The organism is Pantoea sp. JK, from assembly GCF_026130245.1.
Classification (GTDB): Bacteria; Pseudomonadota; Gammaproteobacteria; order Enterobacterales; family Enterobacteriaceae; genus Pantoea; species Pantoea trifolii.
On record NZ_JAINFN010000001.1, the window covers coordinates 764,870 to 785,068 of the forward strand.

At 55.6% G+C, this 20,199-nt stretch carries 22 protein-coding genes; 10 read left to right on the plus strand and 12 right to left on the minus strand.

Annotated elements, in window-relative coordinates:
• Nucleotides 1-55: 55 nt before the first annotated feature.
• A complete protein-coding gene (gene clpS, locus PanJK_RS03685) occupies nt 56-376 on the minus strand; it encodes an ATP-dependent Clp protease adapter ClpS (protein ID WP_007887621.1) in 321 nt (106 codons plus the stop codon).
• 323 nt (nt 377-699) lie between these two features.
• On the opposite strand from clpS, the gene cspD reads away from it, so the two are divergent.
• Entirely contained in the window at nt 700-927 is a 228-nt protein-coding gene (gene cspD / locus PanJK_RS03690; RefSeq protein WP_007887624.1) for a cold shock-like protein CspD, read from the plus strand.
• A 92-nt stretch (nt 928-1,019) separates the two neighbouring features.
• Here cspD and PanJK_RS03695 read toward each other — a convergent pair whose 3' ends face one another.
• Nucleotides 1,020-2,660, minus strand: a complete 1,641-nt coding sequence (locus PanJK_RS03695) for an ATP-dependent nuclease (protein ID WP_265297443.1) — start codon at nt 2,658-2,660, stop codon at nt 1,020-1,022.
• A gap of 137 nt (nt 2,661-2,797) precedes the next feature.
• On the opposite strand from PanJK_RS03695, the gene PanJK_RS03700 reads away from it, so the two are divergent.
• The 3 genes from PanJK_RS03700 (at nt 2,798) to ltaE (ending at nt 6,588) form a co-directional block, all read left to right on the plus strand.
• Complete coding sequence (locus PanJK_RS03700) at nt 2,798-3,694, plus strand: lysine exporter LysO family protein (protein WP_256696077.1); 897 nt, start codon at nt 2,798-2,800, stop codon at nt 3,692-3,694.
• Nucleotides 3,695-3,797: 103 nt separating this feature from the next.
• A complete protein-coding gene (poxB, locus tag PanJK_RS03705) occupies nt 3,798-5,519 on the plus strand; it encodes a ubiquinone-dependent pyruvate dehydrogenase (protein ID WP_265297177.1) in 1,722 nt (573 codons plus the stop codon).
• Nucleotides 5,520-5,586: 67 nt separating this feature from the next.
• Nucleotides 5,587-6,588 (plus strand): low-specificity L-threonine aldolase, encoded by a 1,002-nt coding sequence (gene ltaE / locus PanJK_RS03710; protein WP_265297178.1) that lies wholly within the window; start codon nt 5,587-5,589, stop codon nt 6,586-6,588.
• Nucleotides 6,589-6,625: 37 nt separating this feature from the next.
• Here the strand turns inward: ltaE and PanJK_RS03715 are convergent, their stop codons facing one another.
• The gene (locus PanJK_RS03715; protein WP_265297179.1) at nt 6,626-7,450 is read right to left on the minus strand and encodes an N-acetylmuramoyl-L-alanine amidase; all 825 of its coding nucleotides are present in this window, start codon (nt 7,448-7,450) and stop codon (nt 6,626-6,628) included.
• Nucleotides 7,450-7,770 (minus strand): heavy metal-binding domain-containing protein, encoded by a 321-nt coding sequence (locus tag PanJK_RS03720; protein WP_256696073.1) that lies wholly within the window; start codon nt 7,768-7,770, stop codon nt 7,450-7,452. Before PanJK_RS03720 ends, PanJK_RS03715 begins: the two co-directional genes overlap by 1 nt.
• A gap of 98 nt (nt 7,771-7,868) precedes the next feature.
• Between PanJK_RS03720 and PanJK_RS03725 the strand changes: the two genes are divergently transcribed.
• From PanJK_RS03725 to artJ (PanJK_RS03750), 6 genes are all read left to right on the plus strand, one after another.
• The gene (locus PanJK_RS03725; RefSeq protein ID WP_256696072.1) at nt 7,869-8,408 is read left to right on the plus strand and encodes a lipoprotein; all 540 of its coding nucleotides are present in this window, start codon (nt 7,869-7,871) and stop codon (nt 8,406-8,408) included.
• Nucleotides 8,409-8,647: 239 nt separating this feature from the next.
• On the plus strand, nt 8,648-9,376 hold the full coding sequence (gene artP / locus PanJK_RS03730; RefSeq protein ID WP_008102444.1) for an arginine ABC transporter ATP-binding protein ArtP: 729 nt from the start codon (nt 8,648-8,650) through the stop codon (nt 9,374-9,376).
• A 15-nt stretch (nt 9,377-9,391) separates the two neighbouring features.
• Entirely contained in the window at nt 9,392-10,123 is a 732-nt protein-coding gene (gene artJ / locus PanJK_RS03735) for an arginine ABC transporter substrate-binding protein (RefSeq protein ID WP_265297180.1), read from the plus strand.
• A 6-nt stretch (nt 10,124-10,129) separates the two neighbouring features.
• Nucleotides 10,130-10,843 (plus strand): arginine ABC transporter permease ArtQ, encoded by a 714-nt coding sequence (artQ, locus tag PanJK_RS03740; protein ID WP_061717169.1) that lies wholly within the window; start codon nt 10,130-10,132, stop codon nt 10,841-10,843.
• Between the two features lie 2 nt (nt 10,844-10,845).
• A complete protein-coding gene (gene artM / locus PanJK_RS03745) occupies nt 10,846-11,514 on the plus strand; it encodes an arginine ABC transporter permease ArtM (RefSeq protein ID WP_256696070.1) in 669 nt (222 codons plus the stop codon).
• A gap of 132 nt (nt 11,515-11,646) precedes the next feature.
• Entirely contained in the window at nt 11,647-12,378 is a 732-nt protein-coding gene (artJ, locus tag PanJK_RS03750) for an arginine ABC transporter substrate-binding protein (protein ID WP_265297181.1), read from the plus strand.
• A gap of 62 nt (nt 12,379-12,440) precedes the next feature.
• Here artJ (PanJK_RS03750) and rlmC read toward each other — a convergent pair whose 3' ends face one another.
• The 8 genes from rlmC to rimK all read right to left on the minus strand — a co-directional run bounded on the left by rlmC (nt 12,441) and on the right by rimK (nt 20,186).
• Nucleotides 12,441-13,577: a 23S rRNA (uracil(747)-C(5))-methyltransferase RlmC gene (rlmC, locus tag PanJK_RS03755; protein WP_265297182.1), complete on the minus strand. Its 1,137-nt coding sequence runs from the start codon at nt 13,575-13,577 to the stop codon at nt 12,441-12,443.
• A 48-nt stretch (nt 13,578-13,625) separates the two neighbouring features.
• Nucleotides 13,626-14,093, minus strand: coding sequence for a YbjO family protein (locus PanJK_RS03760; protein ID WP_265297184.1), 468 nt, complete (start codon nt 14,091-14,093; stop codon nt 13,626-13,628).
• 85 nt (nt 14,094-14,178) lie between these two features.
• A complete protein-coding gene (gene potI / locus PanJK_RS03765; protein ID WP_008102460.1) occupies nt 14,179-15,024 on the minus strand; it encodes a putrescine ABC transporter permease PotI in 846 nt (281 codons plus the stop codon).
• Nucleotides 15,021-15,977 carry a putrescine ABC transporter permease PotH gene (gene potH, locus PanJK_RS03770; RefSeq protein ID WP_256696066.1) on the minus strand — a complete coding sequence of 319 codons (957 nt, stop codon included), beginning with the start codon at nt 15,975-15,977 and terminating at the stop codon, nt 15,021-15,023. The genes potI and potH overlap by 4 nt, the downstream gene beginning before the upstream one ends.
• A gap of 9 nt (nt 15,978-15,986) precedes the next feature.
• A complete protein-coding gene (gene potG / locus PanJK_RS03775) occupies nt 15,987-17,120 on the minus strand; it encodes a putrescine ABC transporter ATP-binding subunit PotG (RefSeq protein ID WP_158238594.1) in 1,134 nt (377 codons plus the stop codon).
• A gap of 114 nt (nt 17,121-17,234) precedes the next feature.
• Complete coding sequence (potF, locus tag PanJK_RS03780) at nt 17,235-18,344, minus strand: spermidine/putrescine ABC transporter substrate-binding protein PotF (RefSeq protein WP_265297185.1); 1,110 nt, start codon at nt 18,342-18,344, stop codon at nt 17,235-17,237.
• A gap of 372 nt (nt 18,345-18,716) precedes the next feature.
• Complete coding sequence (locus tag PanJK_RS03785; protein ID WP_008102469.1) at nt 18,717-19,196, minus strand: YbjN domain-containing protein; 480 nt, start codon at nt 19,194-19,196, stop codon at nt 18,717-18,719.
• Nucleotides 19,197-19,283: 87 nt separating this feature from the next.
• Nucleotides 19,284-20,186 (minus strand): 30S ribosomal protein S6--L-glutamate ligase, encoded by a 903-nt coding sequence (gene rimK, locus PanJK_RS03790; protein WP_256696063.1) that lies wholly within the window; start codon nt 20,184-20,186, stop codon nt 19,284-19,286.
• Nucleotides 20,187-20,199: the final 13 nt, after the last annotated feature.

A 20,199-nucleotide genomic window follows, 5' to 3' on the forward strand; every position in this document is an offset into this window, starting at 1 on the left:
TTGGCACCTCCCCCAATTATCGCTCTGACAACCTATCTCCTATATGGAGATGGCTTCAGGCTTTTTCTAGCGTACACAGCAACGGATGTTCATTATCTCGTGCGTAATTGTTCACCTGGGCTACTTTGGTCTCCGCCACTTCTGCAGTGAATACACCACAGATTGCTTTTCCATGGTAGTGAACTTTCAACATCAGCTGCGTTGCACGTTCAATATCATAAGAAAAGAACTTTTGCAGAACGTCAATAACAAATTCCATAGGTGTATAATCGTCATTATTGAGAATGACTTTATACATTGAAGGCGGCTTTAACCCTTCGCGTACTTTATCTTCGGCTAGATGTTCAAAATTAAGCCAGTCGTTTGTGTTTGCCATAATGTTCCGTCGAAATTCTGCGTTACGGTTGTGCACATCTCTGCGCCCAATCCTAGAGTTTAACATGCCTGTCAAGCCGGTTTTCAGTTGATAAAAACTGGCCCTAAAAGCACATGCGCGACCTGTATCACAAAATTTGCAATAGCGTTAACTGCCTCAAATTTTGATGAATTTATCCGCGTCCGCCAGGGCCGTTTGCTTGACGATAAGGTCCGTTTCTCTACATTCTACTAACACAAGCTGATTGAGTTTTAAACAAACTCGACTCACAGCTTCAATGACCTCACCTACTTATCAAAATGTCTTGCGAGGGAAGTAAAAGCATGGAGACGGGTACAGTAAAATGGTTCAACAACGCCAAAGGCTTCGGGTTTATCTGTCCGATTAGCGGCGGCGACGATATCTTCGCACACTACTCCACGATTCAGATGGAGGGATACAGAACGCTGAAAGCTGGCCAGCAGGTTCAGTTTGATGTCCATGAAGGACCAAAAGGCAATCATGCCAGCCTGATCGTGCCCTGTGAAGCCACGCAAGCCGCGGTCGCTTAACGCGCATGCTGTTTCACATATTCTGACCACTCCCGAAAAAAAATGCCAGCCGCAGACGCTGGCATTTTTATTTGGCGCATCTTACCCTTTCCTCAATCCGCCCGACCGCGCGCCAACCACATCACGTGCGCAAACAGCTGATCCAGCAACGGCGGAATCGCCTGTGGCCCGCGTTCAGCCGCAACCATCGCGACGGCAATCGCCAGCTCAGGTTTCGAGCTGTGCTGAATGGCTTTACTAATAATACGCCGCGTATTCATCGGCGCGTTTAACGGCAGGTGCGCCGTCTGGTGATAAACATCGCTGAAACCCTGCTTGTAGAGAAAATGTTCGATATCCGGTGCCGGAAATTGCGTGAGATGATCGCTTTCCCGCGCCGCTGATGGCAGCTGACTGCGGGCGGTAGCCGCATATTTGCTGCCCGCCTGGTCGCCATCGGTCAGCACATGCCAGGCGATGCCCATGCGTTGGGCAAACTTCAGCAGCGGTTTCAAACCCGATTGCGCAAACTCAATCACTTTCACCCCTTCTGCGGCGAAGTGATAGCCACGCTGCCGCGCCAGCTCATTGATAATCCACACTTCGGTTTCGCCTTCCACCAGCAGCCAGCAGCGGGCAAACAGTGCTGAAGGACGATTCACCCGGATGTGGAAACCGATACGGCGGCTCTCTTCAGCACTTAAACCTTCGGGCCCAATACGCCATGCCGCCACGCGCGCAGGTTCGCGCACCAGCCGACAGATATTCTCCAGCGGCACCTGCGATAACAGTTCGCCCGAGTTGGTGGTGGCGATTTTTTGCAGCGGCATCAGCTCCAGTAAATTCCACGCCACCGACAGCATGATGGGATGCAGCCGCGTTTCTGGATCCTCCACCAACAGCAGCGGATGCGCGCCCGCCGGCAGCGGTTCGTTGCCGTGCGCCTGAATCAACAGCGAGAACATACGCAGCAAAATCACCTGACGACTGCGCGATTCCGTACCGGCAATCAGGTGGTTTAGTTTATCCAGCGATCGCCAACCTTCGCTGCCATCACGAACTTCCGGTGCCACGCGCGGCGCGCTACTGCCTGACTGCTGCACCAGAAAATAGTGTTCCAGCAGCTGCTGCATGGTGTGCAACCCCTGACGCAACAGATCGTCGCTTAGCATTTGTGGCCGCACCACCAAATCACGCGTCAGATTTTCCACTTCCTGTGCCAGTGCCGTCAGCGTCGTCGCGCGGCGTTCCACATCGCTGTCAGCATGGCGGTTACGACGGCCAAAACGCGCATCGCGTAAACGCAATACCGGATAAAAAGCGCGCAGATGTGCCAGCGCCGCGTCGGTGCCCGCCAGCGGCAACACATCGTTATGTTGATCGATGAAACGCCAGGTGGTTTTTACACCCTGATCCTGACGCTTAGCGCGAGTGCTAAAGCGAATATAGCGGCCGTGCTCATCGTGCAGCCAGAAGGGCTGAAACAACGCGCTTTCATCATCGCTCTGAGCGCGAAAACGAAATACCAGCTGCAACTGACGCATGCGGGCATCAATATCGCCGGGAGGAAAGTGGAAGTCGTGTTCAGTGAATTGATAGGGTTCGGCGGCGGGTGCCAGCAACAGCGTTAAGGCATCGAGTAGGCTCGATTTACCCCAGGCATTTTCCCCAATCAGCAAATTTGTGTTGGTCAACGGCAATGACAGCCGGTTAATACCGCGAAAACCGTGAATATCGATATGTTCCAGAATCATCATACATTCCATCCGATGCTTTGCCTGAGCATGGTCCGCCACGCTGCGTTGGTCAAGTCAGCGCCGGGGGAAAAGGTTTACACTTCAACCGTTTTTCGCTAGCGTGGCAGCCCGCCAATCATGGATAGAAACCTCATATGTACGGATTGATTATCATCCTTTTGCCGCTGATTTTCGGCTATCTGCTGCCGCTACGGCACACCACACTTTTACACGCGGTTGGCCGCACGTTGAGCGCGCTGGTCTACATCATTCTGTTCTTTATGGGCACCAGCCTGGCGTTTCTCGATAACCTGAGCAGCAATCTGCTGGCCATTTTCCACATCGCGCTGGTAAGTATGCTGAGTATTCTTGCCTGCTCGCTGCTGGCGCTGTGGCTGCTGGAGCGGCGCTGGCCGTGGCGTCATCAGCACAAACCTCAAGCGCTGCCGTCAAGGCTACATATGGCGCTGGAATCGCTTAAGCTGTGCGGTTCGGTGCTGGCGGGCTTTCTGCTTGGTTTGAGTCAGTGGGCGCCGCTGCGTCACGCTTCGACCATCAGTGAATACGCGTTGATGCTGATGCTATTGCTGGTCGGTATTCAGCTGCGCAGCAGCGGCATGACGCTGCGTCAAATCACCATCAACCGGCGTGGCATGCTGGTGGCGCTGGTATCGCTGTGCAGTGCGCTGGTGGGCGGCGTGATTGCCGCGCTGCTGTTAGATCTGCCGCTTAAAACTGGCCTGGCGTTAGCCAGCGGCTTCGGCTGGTATTCGCTTTCCGGCATTTTGATGAGCGAATCGTTCGGCCCGGTGATAGGCAGCGCCGCCTTCTTCAACGATCTGCTGCGAGAGCTGATCACCATTATGCTGATTCCGCTGCTGATAACGCGTCAACGCAGCATGACGCTGGGCTTGAGTGGCGCGACTTCAATGGATTTCACCCTGCCGATTCTGCAACGCACCGGCGGCATGGAGATCGTGCCCGCTGCGATTGTGCACGGTTTTATTATGAGTTTGCTGGCACCGATCCTGATTGCCCTGTTCTCGGCATAACGCATTTTTTCACGGCTGCACGCCAGCTTCATCGTCTACGCTTTCTGACTGACACGTTTTCGCCATCGGCATGGATGGCTCAACACCAGAAAGGAGCATAACGATGAAGCAAACTGTGGCAGCAATGCTGGCAAAAACCCTGGAAAACGCCGGCGTGAAACGCATTTGGGGCGTCACCGGTGACTCACTTAACGGGCTGAGCGACAGCCTGAATCGCATGGGCACCATCGAATGGATGCCGACGCGCCATGAAGAAGTCGCGGCCTTCGCCGCTGGCGCCGAAGCCCAAATCAGCGGCGAACTGGCGGTATGCGCCGGTTCCTGTGGACCGGGCAACCTGCATCTCATCAACGGCTTGTTTGATTGCCACCGCAATCACGTTCCGGTTTTGGCCATCGCCGCCCACATTCCTTCCAGCGAAATTGGTAGCGGCTATTTTCAGGAAACCCACCCGCAAGAATTATTCCGCGAATGTAGCCACTATTGCGAGCTGGTTTCCAATCCGGAGCAGTTGCCGCAGGTGCTGGGCATTGCGATGCGTAAAGCGATTCTCAATCGTGGCGTGTCGGTAATTGTGATCCCCGGCGACGTGGCGTTGCAGCCGGCGCCGGAAAGCGCACGCAGCGAATGGTATCCGCCGCAGTTGCCGCACGTGGTGCCTAACGCCCGCGAAGTGTCTGCCTTAGCCGAAACGCTGAACGCAGCGGAAAATATCACTCTGCTGTGCGGCAGCGGTTGTGCTGGCGCACACGACGAAGTGGTGAAGCTGGCAGAAACGCTGAAAGCACCAATCGTGCATGCGATGCGCGGTAAAGAGCACATCGAATACGACAACCCTTATGATGTCGGCATGACCGGATTGATTGGCTTCTCCTCCGGTTTCCACGCCATGATGAACGCCGATACCTTAGTGCTGCTGGGGACGCAGTTCCCCTATCGCGCCTTCTATCCGGCCGATGCCAAAATCATTCAGATCGATATCAATCCCGGCAGCCTCGGATCGCACAGCCATGTCGATATGGCGCTGGTCGGTGACATTAAAACCACCTTGCATGCGCTGCAGCCGCAGCTCAGCAGTAAAACCGATCGCCAGCATCTGGACAAAGCGCTGGCGCATTATGTCGATGCACGTAAAGGGCTGGACGAATTGGCCACCGCCAACGACAAGCTGGCGATTCATCCGCAATATCTGGCCCAGCAAATCAGTGAATATGCCGATGACGACGCCATCTTTACCTGCGACGTCGGCACACCAACCGTGTGGGCGGCGCGCTATCTGAAGATGAACGGCAAACGTCGGTTAATCGGTTCGTTCAATCACGGGTCGATGGCCAACGCCATGCCGCAGGCGTTGGGCGCACAGTCGCTGGACAAGCAGCGTCAGGTGGTGGCGCTGTGTGGCGACGGTGGTTTTAGCATGTTGATGGGCGATTTCATTTCGGTGGCGCAACTGAAGCTACCGGTGAAACTGGTGATCTTCAATAACAGCGTGCTGGGCTTTGTGGCGATGGAGATGAAAGCCGGCGGCTACCTGACTGACGGCACCGATCTCGAAAACCCGGATTTCGCCGCCATCGCCGCCGCCTGCGGTATCAAAGGCATTCGCGTCGAGAAAGCCTCCGATCTCAACGGCGCGCTGCAGGAAGCCTTTGCGCATGACGGTCCAGTGCTGCTTGACGTGATTACCGCCAAGGAAGAGTTGTCGATGCCGCCGCAGATCAAAGCCGAGCAGGCCAAAGGTTTTAGCCTCTATATGATGCGCGCCATTCTGAATGGACGTGGTGATGAGATAGTGGAGCTGGCGAAAACCAACTGGCTGAGGTAAAACAATTCAGGCCAAACATGATGATAACGCGGGCGCTCTGCCCGCTTTTTTATTTCAGGAGAGCGACGTGATCGATTTACGCAGTGATACCGTAACCCGCCCGAGTGCTGCCATGCTCGATGCCATGATGGCAGCCGAAACCGGCGATGATGTCTACCGCGATGACCCCACCGTATACGCACTGGAAGTCGAAGCCGCACGCTTGAGCGGCAAAGCCGCCGCCCTGTTCTTCCCCACAGGCACGCAAGCTAATCTGGTAGCGCTGCTGTGTCACTGCCAGCGCGGTGATGAATATATCGTGGGTCAGCAGGCGCACAATTACAAATATGAAGCCGGTGGTGCGGCAGTGCTCGGCAGCATTCAGCCGCAGCCGATTCTGCATGCCGCAGATGGCTCTCTGCCGCTGGCGGATGTCGCCGCCGCCATCAAACCCGACGATTTCCACTTCGCCCGCACGCGTCTCTTGAGCCTGGAAAACACCCATCACGGTAAAGTGCTGCCGCTGAGCTATCTGGAGCAAGCGTGGACATTCACCCGCGAGCGGAAGCTGGCGTTGCACATTGATGGCGCGCGTATTTTTAACGCCGTGGTGGAACAGAATGTTGAGTTGGAAGCGATTGCGCGATACTGCGACACCTTAACCATCTGCCTGTCAAAAGGACTCGGCACGCCGATTGGTTCGCTGCTGTGTGGCGATGAAGCGTACATTGAGCAAGCGCGGCGCTGGCGCAAAATGACCGGCGGCGGAATGCGTCAGTCGGGCATTCTGGCCGCTGCGGGCCTGTATGCATTAAAGCACAATGTCGCGCGTCTCAAAGACGATCATGACAACGCGGCGTGGTTAGGCGAGCAGCTCAGTGCCATCGGCGTTGAGGTGATCAATCAGCACACCAACATGCTGTTTGTGAAAGTGCTAACGGAGAAAGTTGAAGCGCTGAAAAGCTGGATGCAGTCGGGCGATGTGTTAATCAGCGTCGGGCCCGTGACGCGTATTGTCACGCATCTGGATGTCAGCCGTCAGGATCTGCAACGGCTGGTGGCGCACTGGCAGGCGTTCCTGCAGCAGTAAACACACCGGCGCCATGTATGGCAACCAATGCGGCGCATCACTGCGCCGCACCGTACTTCGCTAATAACGCACGCGCGATCGCCAGGGTTTCCGCATCGGCGATGCCGCGATAATCACGCGGGCGGAAATGCATCTGAAACGCTGCAATCAGCTTGCGCTGCATCTGCGGCGTGGTTGCCGCCGCAACGTCGTAGCCATAGCGCTGCAGCGCATCCAGCAATTCTGCCTGATCCACGCCGTCATCCGCGGCGCGCCCGTTAAGATAACGCTGCACCGTTGCCTGCTCAGGCCACGCGCCTAAACCCTGCTCAGCCAGTTGCTGCCACGGAAACAGCGGACCGGGATCCTGCTTACGCTGCGGCGCGATATCGCTGTGTCCGACCACATTTTCCGGCGCGATGCCGTAGCGCTGGGTGATGTCCTCCACCAGCGCCATCAGCGCGCTGATTTGCTGCGGCGTAAAAGGCTGCCACTGCAAACCCGTCAAAGTGCGGCGATAACCGCTGTTGACGATTTCAATGCCAATCGAAGTGTCATTGATGCGCGTTGCGCCGCGCCAAAAACTCGGGCCCGCATGCCACGCGAGCTGGCTTTCCGGCACCAGCTGCCACACCACGCCCTTGCCGTTTTTCTGCGGCGGATGCTGCGGAATCAGGTAATGCGCGCTAACGTCCCGATCGGTCAGCGTTGCCAGCGAACGGGAGAAATCCTCGGCGGTGTAGTGAATCACCACCACTTTAATGCGCGGTCGCGCGCCCTGCGCCGGATGCGCGGTATCGACCCAATAACCGTGACGCGCTTCAATTGATGACTGACAAGCGCTCAGTAACAGCGCCATCGCCAACAGAACCACCACGCGCATTAGCGAATGATCACGGCGGTGCCGGTGACGCTCACCATCAACATGCTGCCCTCTTTACCCACGGTTTCATAGTCGATATCAATGCCCACCACCGCGTTGGCGCCGAGCGCTTTGGCCTGCTCCTCCAGCTCGCTGAAGGCGATTTGACGCGCTTTACGTAACTCTTTTTCGTAGGCGCCAGAACGGCCACCGACGATATCGCGGATGCCGGCGAAGAAATCGCGGAAAATATTGGCGCCGAGAATCGCTTCGCCGGCGACCACGCCGCAATATTCACTGATGCTGTGTCCTTCCAGCGTGGGCGTTGTAGAAAATTTCATGGTGTTCTCCTTTTCTGAATCAGCTCGTAGCGCTTAAAAGCAAGGCTATACTCTATGCTAAAAATGGCGCTTTGCCAGTGAACAATAAGGAAATCGAGATGAGAAACAATGCCTTTGCGCTGCTTATTCCTGCAGCGTTGCTGCTGAGTGCGTGTACCACCGTTGAGCCGGTCATTAAGGATAATGGTCCGCGCACCGCGGCCTGTGTTGAAGGCGGTCCGGATAGCGTGGCGCAACAGTTCTACGATTTACGCGTCAGCCAGCCGACACAAGGTTTGCCAGACAGCAACACGCTGGCGAAATATCGCCCTTACCTGAGCGATCGTCTCTATCAAAAATTGCTTACCGCCAACGGCCAAAACCCGAAACCGGCGGCCTGGAGCCAAGGCGATCTCTTCTCCAGCCTGGCGCAAGGCCCAACTTCGGCGGAGGTTGCCAGCGCATCCACCATTCCTAATCGCGATGCGCGCAATATCCCGCTGCGCGTTGAGCTGAGCCGCGATAACAAAACCTGGAAAGATGAAGTGCTGATGATCCATGAAGGCACTTGCTGGGTGGTTGATGATGTGCGTTATGTCGGCCAGGTGCCCCACGCTGGCGGCGGTTCACTGACGCAACTGCTGGAAGCAAAAAAGTAACCGTTCACTTTTCCCGCAGTTAACACCATTGATTAGCGCGCCGCATCCTTGCGGCGCTTTTTGTTGATATTTTGTGAACTAAATAGCGCGCGCCAGCCCTCATCCACCTTGAGTTGCGCGATATTGTGCTACGCTTTGAAGGTTTCACTGCTCTTAAATAAATATTAACCCACCACAATTGCATAACTATTCTGGTGACGTTAAAATCCGCGACACTAATTACTATTCATTTTTAGCGCATGAGTATTCAACTAAACGCCATAAACTGTTTTTACGGTGCCCATCAGGCACTGTTCGATATCAACCTGGCTTGTCCGCAGGGTGAAACGCTGGTGTTGCTCGGCCCGAGTGGCGCGGGTAAAAGTTCGCTCCTGCGCGTCCTCAACTTGCTGGAGCAACCGCGTTCCGGCAGCCTGCAGATTGCCGGCAACCAGTTTGATTTCACCAAAGCCCCTTCCGACAGCGCGATTCGCGAGCTGCGGCAGAACGTGGGCATGGTATTCCAGCAATACAATCTGTGGCCGCACCTGAGCGTGGTGCAAAACCTGATTGAAGCGCCGTGCCGCGTGCTCGGTCTCAGCAAAGACGCCGCACGTGCGCGTGCTGAAAAGCTGCTGGATCGTCTGCGCCTGACGCCGTACGCCGATCGCTTTCCGCTGCATCTTTCCGGTGGACAGCAGCAGCGCGTCGCGATTGCCCGTGCACTGATGATGGAGCCGCAGGTGCTGCTGTTTGATGAACCGACCGCCGCGCTCGACCCTGAAATCACCGCCCAGATCGTCAGCATTATTCGTGAGCTGGCACAGACCAACATCACACAAGTGATCGTCACGCACGAAGTGGAAGTGGCGCGTAAAACCGCCAGCCGCGTGGTGTATATGGAAAACGGTCACATTGTTGAGCAAGGCGATGCCAGCCACTTTACACAGCCGCAAACCGACGCGTTTGCTAATTATCTTTCGCATTAAGTCAGGATGCTTCTAATGAAAAAAGTTGTAATTGCTGCCCTCCTTGCTGGCCTGAGCCTCAGCGCTTCAGCGGCACAGACACTGCGTTTTGCTACCGAGGCTTCTTATCCTCCGTTTGAATTCGTCGACTCTGATAACAAAATTCAGGGCTTTGATGTCGATCTGGCTAACGCGCTGTGTAAAGAGATGGATGCGACCTGCACCTTCACTAATCAGGCGTTCGACAGCCTGATTCCCAGCCTGAAGTTCCGCCGTTTTGACGCGGTGATGGCAGGTATGGACATCACGCCAGATCGTGAGAAGCAAGTGCTGTTCTCCAAGCCCTACTACGACAACTCTGCCATTTTCATTGCGCAGAAAGGCAAAATGACTGACGTGGCCGCGCTGAAAGGCAAACGTGTTGGCGTGCAGAACGGCACCACGCATCAGAAATATCTCTCTGACAAGCACAGCGACATCACCGTTGTGCCTTACGACAGCTATCAGAATGCGGTGCTGGATCTGAAAAACGGCCGTATCGACGCCGTGTTCGGTGACACCGCGGTGGTGAACGAGTGGCTGAAGCAGAATGCCAACCTCGCGCCGCTGGGTGAGAAAGTGACGGACAAAGATTACTTCGGTACCGGTTTAGGGATTGCCGTGCGTCAGGGTAACAGCGAGCTGCAGGGCAAGTTCAATGCGGCGCTGGAGAAGATCAAAGCGGACGGCACCTACAAAACCATCTATAGCAAATGGTTCCAGCAGTAATTTCTGATGAATGAAATGATTCCACTCGCAAGCGCCGCCGGTATGACCGTCGGCCTTGCCGTTTGTGCACTGATCGCCGGCCTTGTGCTGGCGATGATTTTTGCTGGCTGGGAATCGGTACGCTGGAAACCGCTGGCGTGGATCGGTACCGCGCTGGTCACGCTGATTCGAGGGCTGCCGGAAATTCTGGTGGTACTGTTTATCTATTTCGGCGCATCTCAGCTGCTGCTGACGCTCTCCGATGGCTTCCACATCAATCTCGGCCTGTTCAACATTCCGGTGCAGGTGCAGATTGAAAACTTCGACGTCAGTCCTTTCCTGTGTGGTGTGATTGCGCTGGCGATGCTCTATTCCGCCTATGCGTCACAAACCCTGCGCGGCGCGCTGAAAGCGGTTCCGGTCGGCCAATGGGAATCGGGCCAGGCGCTGGGCATGAAGAAGTCGGCGATTTTCCTGCGCCTGATCATGCCGCAGATGTGGCGTCACGCTCTGCCAGGTTTGGGCAATCAATGGCTGGTTTTGCTGAAGGATACCGCGCTGGTCTCGCTGATCAGCGTCAACGATCTGATGCTGCAAACCAAAAGCATTGCCACGCGCACGCAAGAGCCGTTTACCTGGTATCTGGTGGCGGCGGCGATCTATCTGATTATCACGCTGTTCAGTCAGTTCGTGCTGCGCCGCATTGAATTGCGCACCACGCGTTTTGAGCGAGGGGCTTAAGCATGCTGGATTACTTACCCGAGCTGCTGAAAGGGTTACACACCAGCTTGACGCTGACCGTGGCTTCGCTGTTTGCGGCTTTGGTGCTCTCGGTACTCTGCACCATCGTGCTGGCGCTCAAAGTGCCGGTGCTGAATTGGCTGGTGAAAGGCTATATCACTTTGTTCACTGGCACGCCGCTGCTGGTGCAAATCTTCCTAATCTATTACGGTCCCGGCCAGTTCCCCAGCATCCAGAACATTCCGTGGTTGTGGCATCTGCTGTCGCAGCCGTGGTTGTGCGCGCTGCTGGCGCTGTCACTCAACAGTGCGGCTTACACCACCCAGCTGTTTTACGGTGCGGTGCGTGCCATTCCATCTGGTCAATGGCAATCCTGCGCGGCACTCGGCATGAACCGCAAAGATACGCTGCGCATCCTGCTGCCGTACGCCTTCAAGCGCGCCCTGTCGTCCTACTCCAACGAAGTGGTGCTGGTCTTCAAGAGCACCTCGCTGGCTTACACCATCACGCTGATGGAGGTGATGGGCCACGGACAGCTGCTGTATGGTCGCACTTACGATATCTCGGTGTACGCTGCCGCTGGCCTGATCTATCTGGTGGTTAACGGCTTGCTAACGCTGATGATGCGTTTGGTCGAGAAGCGTGCGCTGGCATTTGAGCGCCGCAACTAATGTCACCACAACAGGCGCCTGAAACGGCGCCTGTTTCCACTTAAATTAATAAGCAAAAATATTGCATATAAATTCATTAACTGGCATCGTGTAACCCGTTCCGTATCTGGCATGGTTTACAGGAGTTACATAATGAAAAAATGGATCGTTGCTGCTGCGCTGGCAACTCTGGCAATGAATGCTTATGCGGCTGAAAAAATCCGCTTTGCCTCTTCCGCAACTTATCCCCCGTTCGAATCCCTTGATCACGACAACCAAATCGTTGGCTTCGATATCGATTTGGCAAAAGCACTGTGTCAGCAGATGAAAGCGGATTGCACTTTCACCAACAACGCCTTCGATAGCCTGATTCCGTCGCTGAAATTCCGTCGCTACGACGCGGTCATTTCCGGCATGGATATCACCGCCGATCGCAGCAAGCAGGTCGATTTCACCCAGCCTTACTACGCTAACTCGGCGATTGTGATTGCGCATAAAGGCCAGTTCACCGACTTCAGCCAGCTGAAAGGCAAACGTGTTGGCGTTGAGAACGGCACCACGCATCAGAAATACCTGCTGGAGAAACACCCGGAGGTGATTGCGGTGGCGTATGACAGCTATCAGAACGCGATTCTCGATCTGAAAAACGGTCGGCTGAATGGCGTGTTTGGTGATACGGCGGTGGTGAATCAGTGGCTGAAGGCCAATGAGGATCTTGGTGCGGTCGGCGAGCACATCACCGATACCGACTTCTTTGGCACCGGTTTAGGCATTGCGGTACGCAAAGGCAATGAGCCGCTGCTCAACGAGCTGAACAGCGCGTTAGTGGCGTTGAAAGCCAACGGCACCTGGCAGCAAATCAATCATAAGTGGTTCCCGGAATAAGCATTATGGGATAGCGTGGCGGGCGCCAGACAGGTTCTGCACGTCCTCCGTTCCGGTGAACGCTACGCTGTTCCGCCCTTCTTGCTTAACAAACACAGCACTTCAAAATGCGCGGTATGCGGGAACATGTCGAACAGCTGCACGCGGCTCACGTCATACTCCGCCAGACGCGCAATATCCTGCGCCATGCTGGTGGGATTGCAGCTGGAATAGAGAATGTAATCGGGTGCCATCTCACTGAGATAAGCACACAACTCTGCGCCGATACCGCGACGCGGCGGATTCACCAGCACCAGCTGCGGCACCGCTTCCCGCGACGTGGCGAACTGCGTGGAATCCAGCGCGGCAAAACTCACTTTTTCTAATCCAAGCTGCTGCGCCGACTGCTGCGCACAGGCAATGGCTTTAGCATTGATTTCGATGCCGGTCAGCTGCATTTCGGGCGTGGCGCAGTGCAGGCCAAATCCCCCGACGCCACAAAACAGATCCCACATGCTGCTAACCGGCAACTGCGCGACCCAATCGCGCGCGGTGGCGTAGAGATCGGCAGCAACCTGTGGATTGGTCTGGAAGAAGCTTTGCGGACGAATATAGAGCGGGACCTGATTAAAGCGCTCCGCCAGCGCCTGATCCGGCGTCAGCGCAATCTCTTCATCACCTTCAAGAATCGCCATATGCACCGGCTGAATATTGGCGGAGATCACCTTCAGCTGCGGCAGCTGCTGTTGCAGACACGGCAAGGCATCGCGCAGCTGCTGCAGCTTGCTAGTGGAACGCAGCACAAAACGCAGCATCATGCCGCCCTGCGTACTCTCCGTCAGCAACAGGAACTTCAGCTCACCGCGTTTGCGCGCCACGTTATACGGCGTTAAACCCGCGCGGGCGATAAAGGGCTTGAGTAGTGTGAACACCGCGCTGAAGCTCTCGGGATAGAGCGGACAAGCGCAGAGATCGACCGGTTCACCGTCGCGCGCCACCATGCCGAAAATCGGCCGCTCCACGCTACCGCTCACCACCATTTTGGCTTTATTACGAAACCCTTGCTGCGCGGATTGCACCGGCGGCAGCCATTCGCCTACCGGCCTCTCAGCCAGCAGTTGTTCCAGCAGCGACTGCTTGTCGTTGAGCTGTTGCGGATAGGGTTTTTCCAGCCACTGGCACGAACGACAGCGACCGGCATCATAAAGCGCGCAATGCATGCAAATGCCTGTATTCAAAATCGGGAGAAAAAATGGGGGGCGATTGTATCACCGGTGGCGGAAAAAAGCGCGACTGCTGGCGGGCACAAACAGCAGCGCTAACACCAGCACATCCGGCAGCTTTTGCAGCAGCGTGTGATGAATGATCTGCGCATTGCTTTCGCCAGGGATACTGAAAATTTCCGGGTAGATCCAGCCCACCGATGCCATCAACATGTAGATCAGCACAATGATTTGCGTCGCGACATAGCCCCAGCGCCCACGATTATTGCCGCGCATCAGGGTAAAGGCGCAGCGCAGTTCAAACAGGAAAATCAGCTGGCTGGCGATAAAGATCAGTGTCGAATCCCAGGCTTGCGCGCTGCGATGCACGAAATTGGCAAGTTCGTCGTAACCCAGTTCGTTGGCCAGCAGCAACACGCTGAGGCAGCGCGTAATGATGATGGCGCAGCCTGCGACCATCACCGGCACCGGCGTAGCGTTAATCTTTGAACCGTTTTTCAGGGTTTCCGACATGGTATTGCTCCGTAACTGAGGTGCGCATAAATGCGCCCCCTACGACGTAGGGTCGCCATTAATGGCGACCTTAATGTTACGGCGTTCAGCCACGTTTTGCTTTCTGAATATCGCGTAAACGCTGCTTTTCTTCGTGCGCCATAAAGCGCCAGGCGATAAAACCGACTAAACCGACGACAAACAGTATCAGCGAGGCTAAGGCGTTGATCTCCGGATTCACGCCACGACGCACGGTAGCGAAAATCGCCATCGGCAAGGTGGTCGCGCCAGGGCCGGTCACGAAGCTGGCTATCACCAAATCATCCAGCGACAAGGTAAACGCCAGCAGCCAGCCGGTAACGATAGCGGGCGCGATCATTGGTACGGTGATCACGAAAAACACTTTCACCGGCGTTGCGCCGAGATCCATCGCCGCCTCTTCAATCGAGCGATCCAACTCACGCAGACGCGAGTTAATCACCACCGCCACGTAAGCGGTACAGAAGGTCACGTGCGCCAGCCAGATGGTCAGCATGCCGCGATCGCTTGGCCAGCCAAAGGTATTACCCATCGCCACGAACAGCAGCAGCAACGATAAACCGGTGATCACATCGGGCATTACTAGCGGCGCCGTCAGCATAAAGGCGAAACCGTTATGCCCACGGAAGCGACCAAAGCGCACAATCACCACCGCCGCCATGGTGCCAAGCACCACCGCCATGGTGGCGGAGAGCGCGGCGATGGTCAGGCTGAGACCCACCGCATCCAGCATCGCCTGATCCTGGAACAGCACCTTGTACCAGTGGAACGAGAAGTTCTCCCACACCGTGACCAGCGGCGAACTGTTGAAGGAGTAAACCACCAGCAGCAGCATCGGCGCGTACAGGAACATAAAGCACAGCACCAGAATCACGGTGCGCCACGGAGAGCGAATGGTCGGTAACTGGCTCATTCTTTCTCTCCCACGTCACGGTTCTGGTGCTTGTGGAACCAGATAATCGGCAATATCAGAATCAACAGGATGATCACCGCCAGCGCGGACGCTACCGGCCAATCACGGTTGTTAAAGAACTCCTGCCACAAAATACGACCAATCATGATGCTGTCCGGACCGCCGAGCAGTTCCGGGATCACGTACTCGCCGACCGCCGGGATAAACACCAGCATCGAGCCGGCAATAATTCCGCCTTTGGTCAGCGGCACAATCACGCTGAAGAAGGTTTTCAACGGACGAGCGCCGAGATCCAGCGAGGCTTCCACCAGCGAATAATCAATACGCGTCAGCGCGGTATAAATTGGCAGCACCATAAACGGCAGATAGCAGTAAACGATACCGATATACACCGCCGTGTTGGTATAGAGGATCACCAGCGGGTGATCGATCACGCCGAGCCACATCAGGAAGCGGTTAAGAATGCCGTTGTTGTTGAGCAGGCCCATCCACGCGTATACGCGCACCAGAAACGAGGTCCACGACGGCAGGATCACCAGCAGCAGCAGAATAGTGCGCATTGACGGCTTGCTGTGCGCCACCGCCCACGCCAGCGGATATCCGATCATCAGGCAGATAATGGTGGAGATGCCCGCCACTTTCAGCGACGTCAGATACGCGTCGGCATACAGCGGATCGTCGGTCAGTGTGAAGTAGTTTCCGAGGTTGAGCACCAGATTGAGCTCGCCATCGGCCCAGGTGACCAAATCGGTGTACGGCGGAATGGCGCGCGCAATATCGGCGAAACTGATTTTCAGTACGATCAGGAACGGCAGCAGGAACAGCAGGATCAGCCACAGATACGGCAAGGCAATCACCAGCTTACGGCCATGCTGCATCTTAATGCGCGTTGCCCAGCGCTGCAGCGGCGTGCCCACCACTTCGGGCTTGCTGCGTTGAGAAATCTGGCTCATATCGCCCCCTTAAACCGTCAGAACCACACAGCTGTCGGCGTCCCAGCAGAGACGCACTTCATCGCCCCACGTTGGCGCGCCTTTGCGGTAGCGATGGGCGTTTTGCAACTGTGCGCTGATCATCTGGCCGCTGCGCAGACGCACGTGATAAATCGACAGGTCGCCGAGATAGGCGATGTGAACCACTTCACCTACGGCAAAGTTGCAGCCATCGGCTGGGACTTCTTCGCACAACATCACTTTTTCCGGACGGAGCGCCACGTGCACCGGCACGTTATCCACCACGGAAACATCGGTCTGCACTTTCAGCGGATGCACTAAGCCCGGCGCATCAATGATCAGCGCGTCCTCACCGCGTTCGCGCAGCAAGCCTTCAAACACATTCACCGAACCGATGAACTCAGCGCTGTAGCGGCTGGTTGGATGCTCGTAGATCTCTTCCGGCTCACCAATCTGCACGAATTTGCCACGGTTCATGATGGCGATACGGCCCGCCATGGTCATCGCTTCTTCCTGATCGTGCGTTACCATCACGCAGGTAGCGCCGACACGCTCGAGAATATCGACCACTTCATGCTGCATGCGGTCACGCAGTTTTTTATCCAGCGCGCCCATCGGTTCGTCGAGCAGCAGCAGCTTAGGACGTTTCGCCAGGCTACGCGCCAGCGCCACACGCTGACGCTGACCGCCAGAGAGCTGATGCGGCTTGCGCTTTGCGAACTCCTGCATGTGCACCAGCGACAGCATCTCTTCGACGCGGCTAGAGATTTCGCCCTTCGGCAGTTTGTCCTGCTTCAAGCCAAAGGCAATGTTCTGCTCCACCGTCATGTGCGGGAACAGCGCGTAGGACTGGAACATCATGTTGATGGGGCGCTGATACGGCGGAACATGGGAGAGATCCTGGCCATCAAGCACAATCTGGCCGCTGGTTGGCGGTTCGAATCCCGCCAGCATGCGCAGCAAGGTCGATTTGCCACAGCCGGATGCGCCCAGCAGCGCAAAAATCTCACCTTTATAAATGGTCAGACTGACATCATCCACGGCGTGCTGCCCGTCAAAAGATTTGGTCAGATTGCGAATTTCCAGCAGCGGCGTCATCGCCTTAGCCGTTTTATTTGGGGGGCGGGGAATCGCGTCGTTCACTAACATTTCTCCGGCGCTAAAATCGCGCGGCACAGCCAGCCGCTAAAAATGGCACAACAGAGGCCATCACTGCGCCTCTGCTGTCGTCTTCAGGCAATAATCGTTCAGAACGAATTACTTACCACTTTTTACTTTAGTCCATGCACGGGTACGCACACGATCCAGTTTCGGATCCTGGACCTTGAGCACAAACAGTTTGGCCATGGCATCCGGCGTTGGGAAGATGCCCGGATTGTTGCGCACGTCCGCATTGATCAGCGGCAGCGAGGCTTTGTTACCGTTGGCATAGTTCATGTTGTTGGAAACATCAGCGATGACTTTGGGATCCATCATGTAGTTGAGGAATTGATACGCCCCTTCCACATTTTTCGCGTCTTTAGGAATCGCAAACATGTCGAAGAACGCCAATGCGCCCTGCTTCGGCACGATGTAGCCCAGATGCACGCCGTTGTTGGCTTTATCCGCACGATCTTTCGCCTGCAGAATATCGCCCGACCAGCCAATCGCCACGCAGATGTTGCCGTTCGCCAGGTCGTTGATGTACTGCGACGAGTGGAAGTAACGGATGTTTGGACGCAGTTTCAGCAGCAAATCGGTCGCCGCGCCAGAGTAATCTTTCGCGTCAGAGGTGTTTGGATCTTTACCCAGGTAGTTGAGCACGGTAGCGAAGATCTCTTCCGGTGCATCAAGGAAGGAGACGCCACAACCTTTCAGTTTTTCCAGGTTTTCTGGTTTCAGCACCAGATCCCAGCTATCCAGCGGCACATCTTTGCCCAATGCGGCTTTCACTTTATCGACGTTATAGCCGATGCCGGTGGTGCCCCACAGATAAGGAATCGCGTATTTGTTACCCGGATCGTGCTGGGCCACTTTCGCCATCAGATCGGGATCAAGATTTTTGTAGTTCGGCAGCTTGCTCTTATCCAGCTCCTGGAACACGCCCGATTGCAGCTGACGCGCGAGGAAGCTCGACGACGGCACCACCACGTCATAACCGGTGCTACCGGCCATCAGTTTGCCTTCCAACACTTCGTTGGAGTCAAAGACGTCATAAACCACTTTATCGCCGGTCTGCTTTTCGAAGTTCGGCACGGTATCCGCCGCGATATAATCGGACCAGTTATACACATGAACCGTACTACCTTCGGCCTGCGCACCGCCGGCCGCAGCCATCAATGCACCAGCAACCACACCTGACAACCATTTTTTACGTTGGTTGAACATGTTTTACTTCCTCCTGAGCGGGTCATCACAACGCTGCATACACGGCGATCCGGACGTTGCGTTTTCTGTTAAATCACAGGCACACAATGAATCAATATTCAGCGGGAGTTTAATAGCAAAAACCTATACCTGCGCTGAGGTTGCACGTCTCAAGCAGCCCCGCAAGAATAGCCCCCCCGCACCACCTGCACCAGATCCCAGCTTAAAAAACGCCTTTTCGCGATACGTTATGCATGTTTCTGCTATGGGGTTTGGCGTTAGTGGCATAAAGCACGACTAATATCTGGCAATAAAGGGCAAAGTGCAGAATAAAAAGTGGTGGGGCAAAAATGAAAACTGCCGCAAAAAGCGGCAGTTAGCGAGGCGGGGAACTCAGTGCAGCATCGCGTGGCTGCTGGAGCTGGGTTGTCGCTCCTCTTCTTCTTCGACCACCAGCAAGTGGTTAGCAAAGGCTTCCATGATCACCATAGAAACGCCCTCTTCACTCTGCTTCATAAAGTGGGAGAACTGACCGAAGGTTAATCCGGCGCTGGTACTGATCGACTGGCAGACAATCAGCTTCGGCAGATTGTCGTCCTGAATATCAACAAAGGCTTTAATGGTGAGCGAGCTGGCGTTGATCTGCGATAAATCGCCCACCAGCGGAATCAGCGCCGTCGGTTTTACTTCTGCCAGCGCGGAGAAGAGAATAACGTTATCCACCAGGTCAATTTTTGCATCAAACACCCCGTCAAAATTCTGCATATGCGGCAGATGCAGTGCCTGACAGGCATCGCATTCAAACCAGGTGATATTTTGTTGATCCAGCCAGCGACGCAGCACGTCAATGTCCGGAACGACCAGTGAATCCATCGTAATATCCTGTGGGGTGAAGAAATGAGCGCCTTAGCTTACGGAAAAACCGATCTGGATGCCACGAAAACCGCTGAAAAGCGCGGGTTAGCCGCCGGTTTTAGGACGATAGCCGGGGCAAGCGTGCTGCTCAATCCACTTGATCATCATGGTGGCGATATCTAATCCGGTAATGCCCTCAATTCCTTCCAGTCCGGGCGAGGCGTTCACCTCCATAACCAGCGGTCCACGATTTGCGCGCAGGATATCCACGCCCGCCACCTCGAGCCCCAGCGTGCTGGCGGCTTTTACCGCGACATCCCGCTCCTGATCGGTGATGTGCACGGCGCGGGCTTTGCCGCCGCGATGCAGATTAGAGCGAAAATCGCCCTCTTTCGCCTCGCGCTCAATCGCTGCCACCACTTCATTGCCAATCACCAGGCAGCGAATATCGCGCCCTTGCGCCTCCTTGATGAACTCCTGCACCAGAATATGCGCATTGAGGCCACGAAAAGCGTCGATCACGCTCTCCGCCGCCTGGCGCGTTTCCGCCAGCACCACACCGATGCCCTGCGTGCCTTCCACCAGCTTCACCACCAGCGGCGCACCGCCCACCATCGCAATCAAGTCATCGGTATCATCCGGCGACGAGGCAAAACCGGTGATCGGCATATCAATGCCCTCACGCGCCAGCAGCTGCAGCGAGCGCAGCTTGTCGCGCGCGCGGGTAATGGCCACCGATTCATTAAGGGGATAGCTGCCACGCACCTCAAACTGGCGCAGCACGGCGGTGCCGTAAAAGGTGGTGGCGGTGCCGATGCGCGGGATCACCGCATCAAAATGCCCCAGCGTCTCGCCGCGATAGTGCACCGCCGGTGAATCGGAATTGATGTTCATGTAGCAGGAGAGCGGATCAATGATCTGCACCTGATGACCACGCTCCTCCGCAGCGTCGCGCAGACGCTTACACGAATAGATCGATCCATCGCGGGTGAGAATGGCCATTTTCATTGCAAAGTTCCTT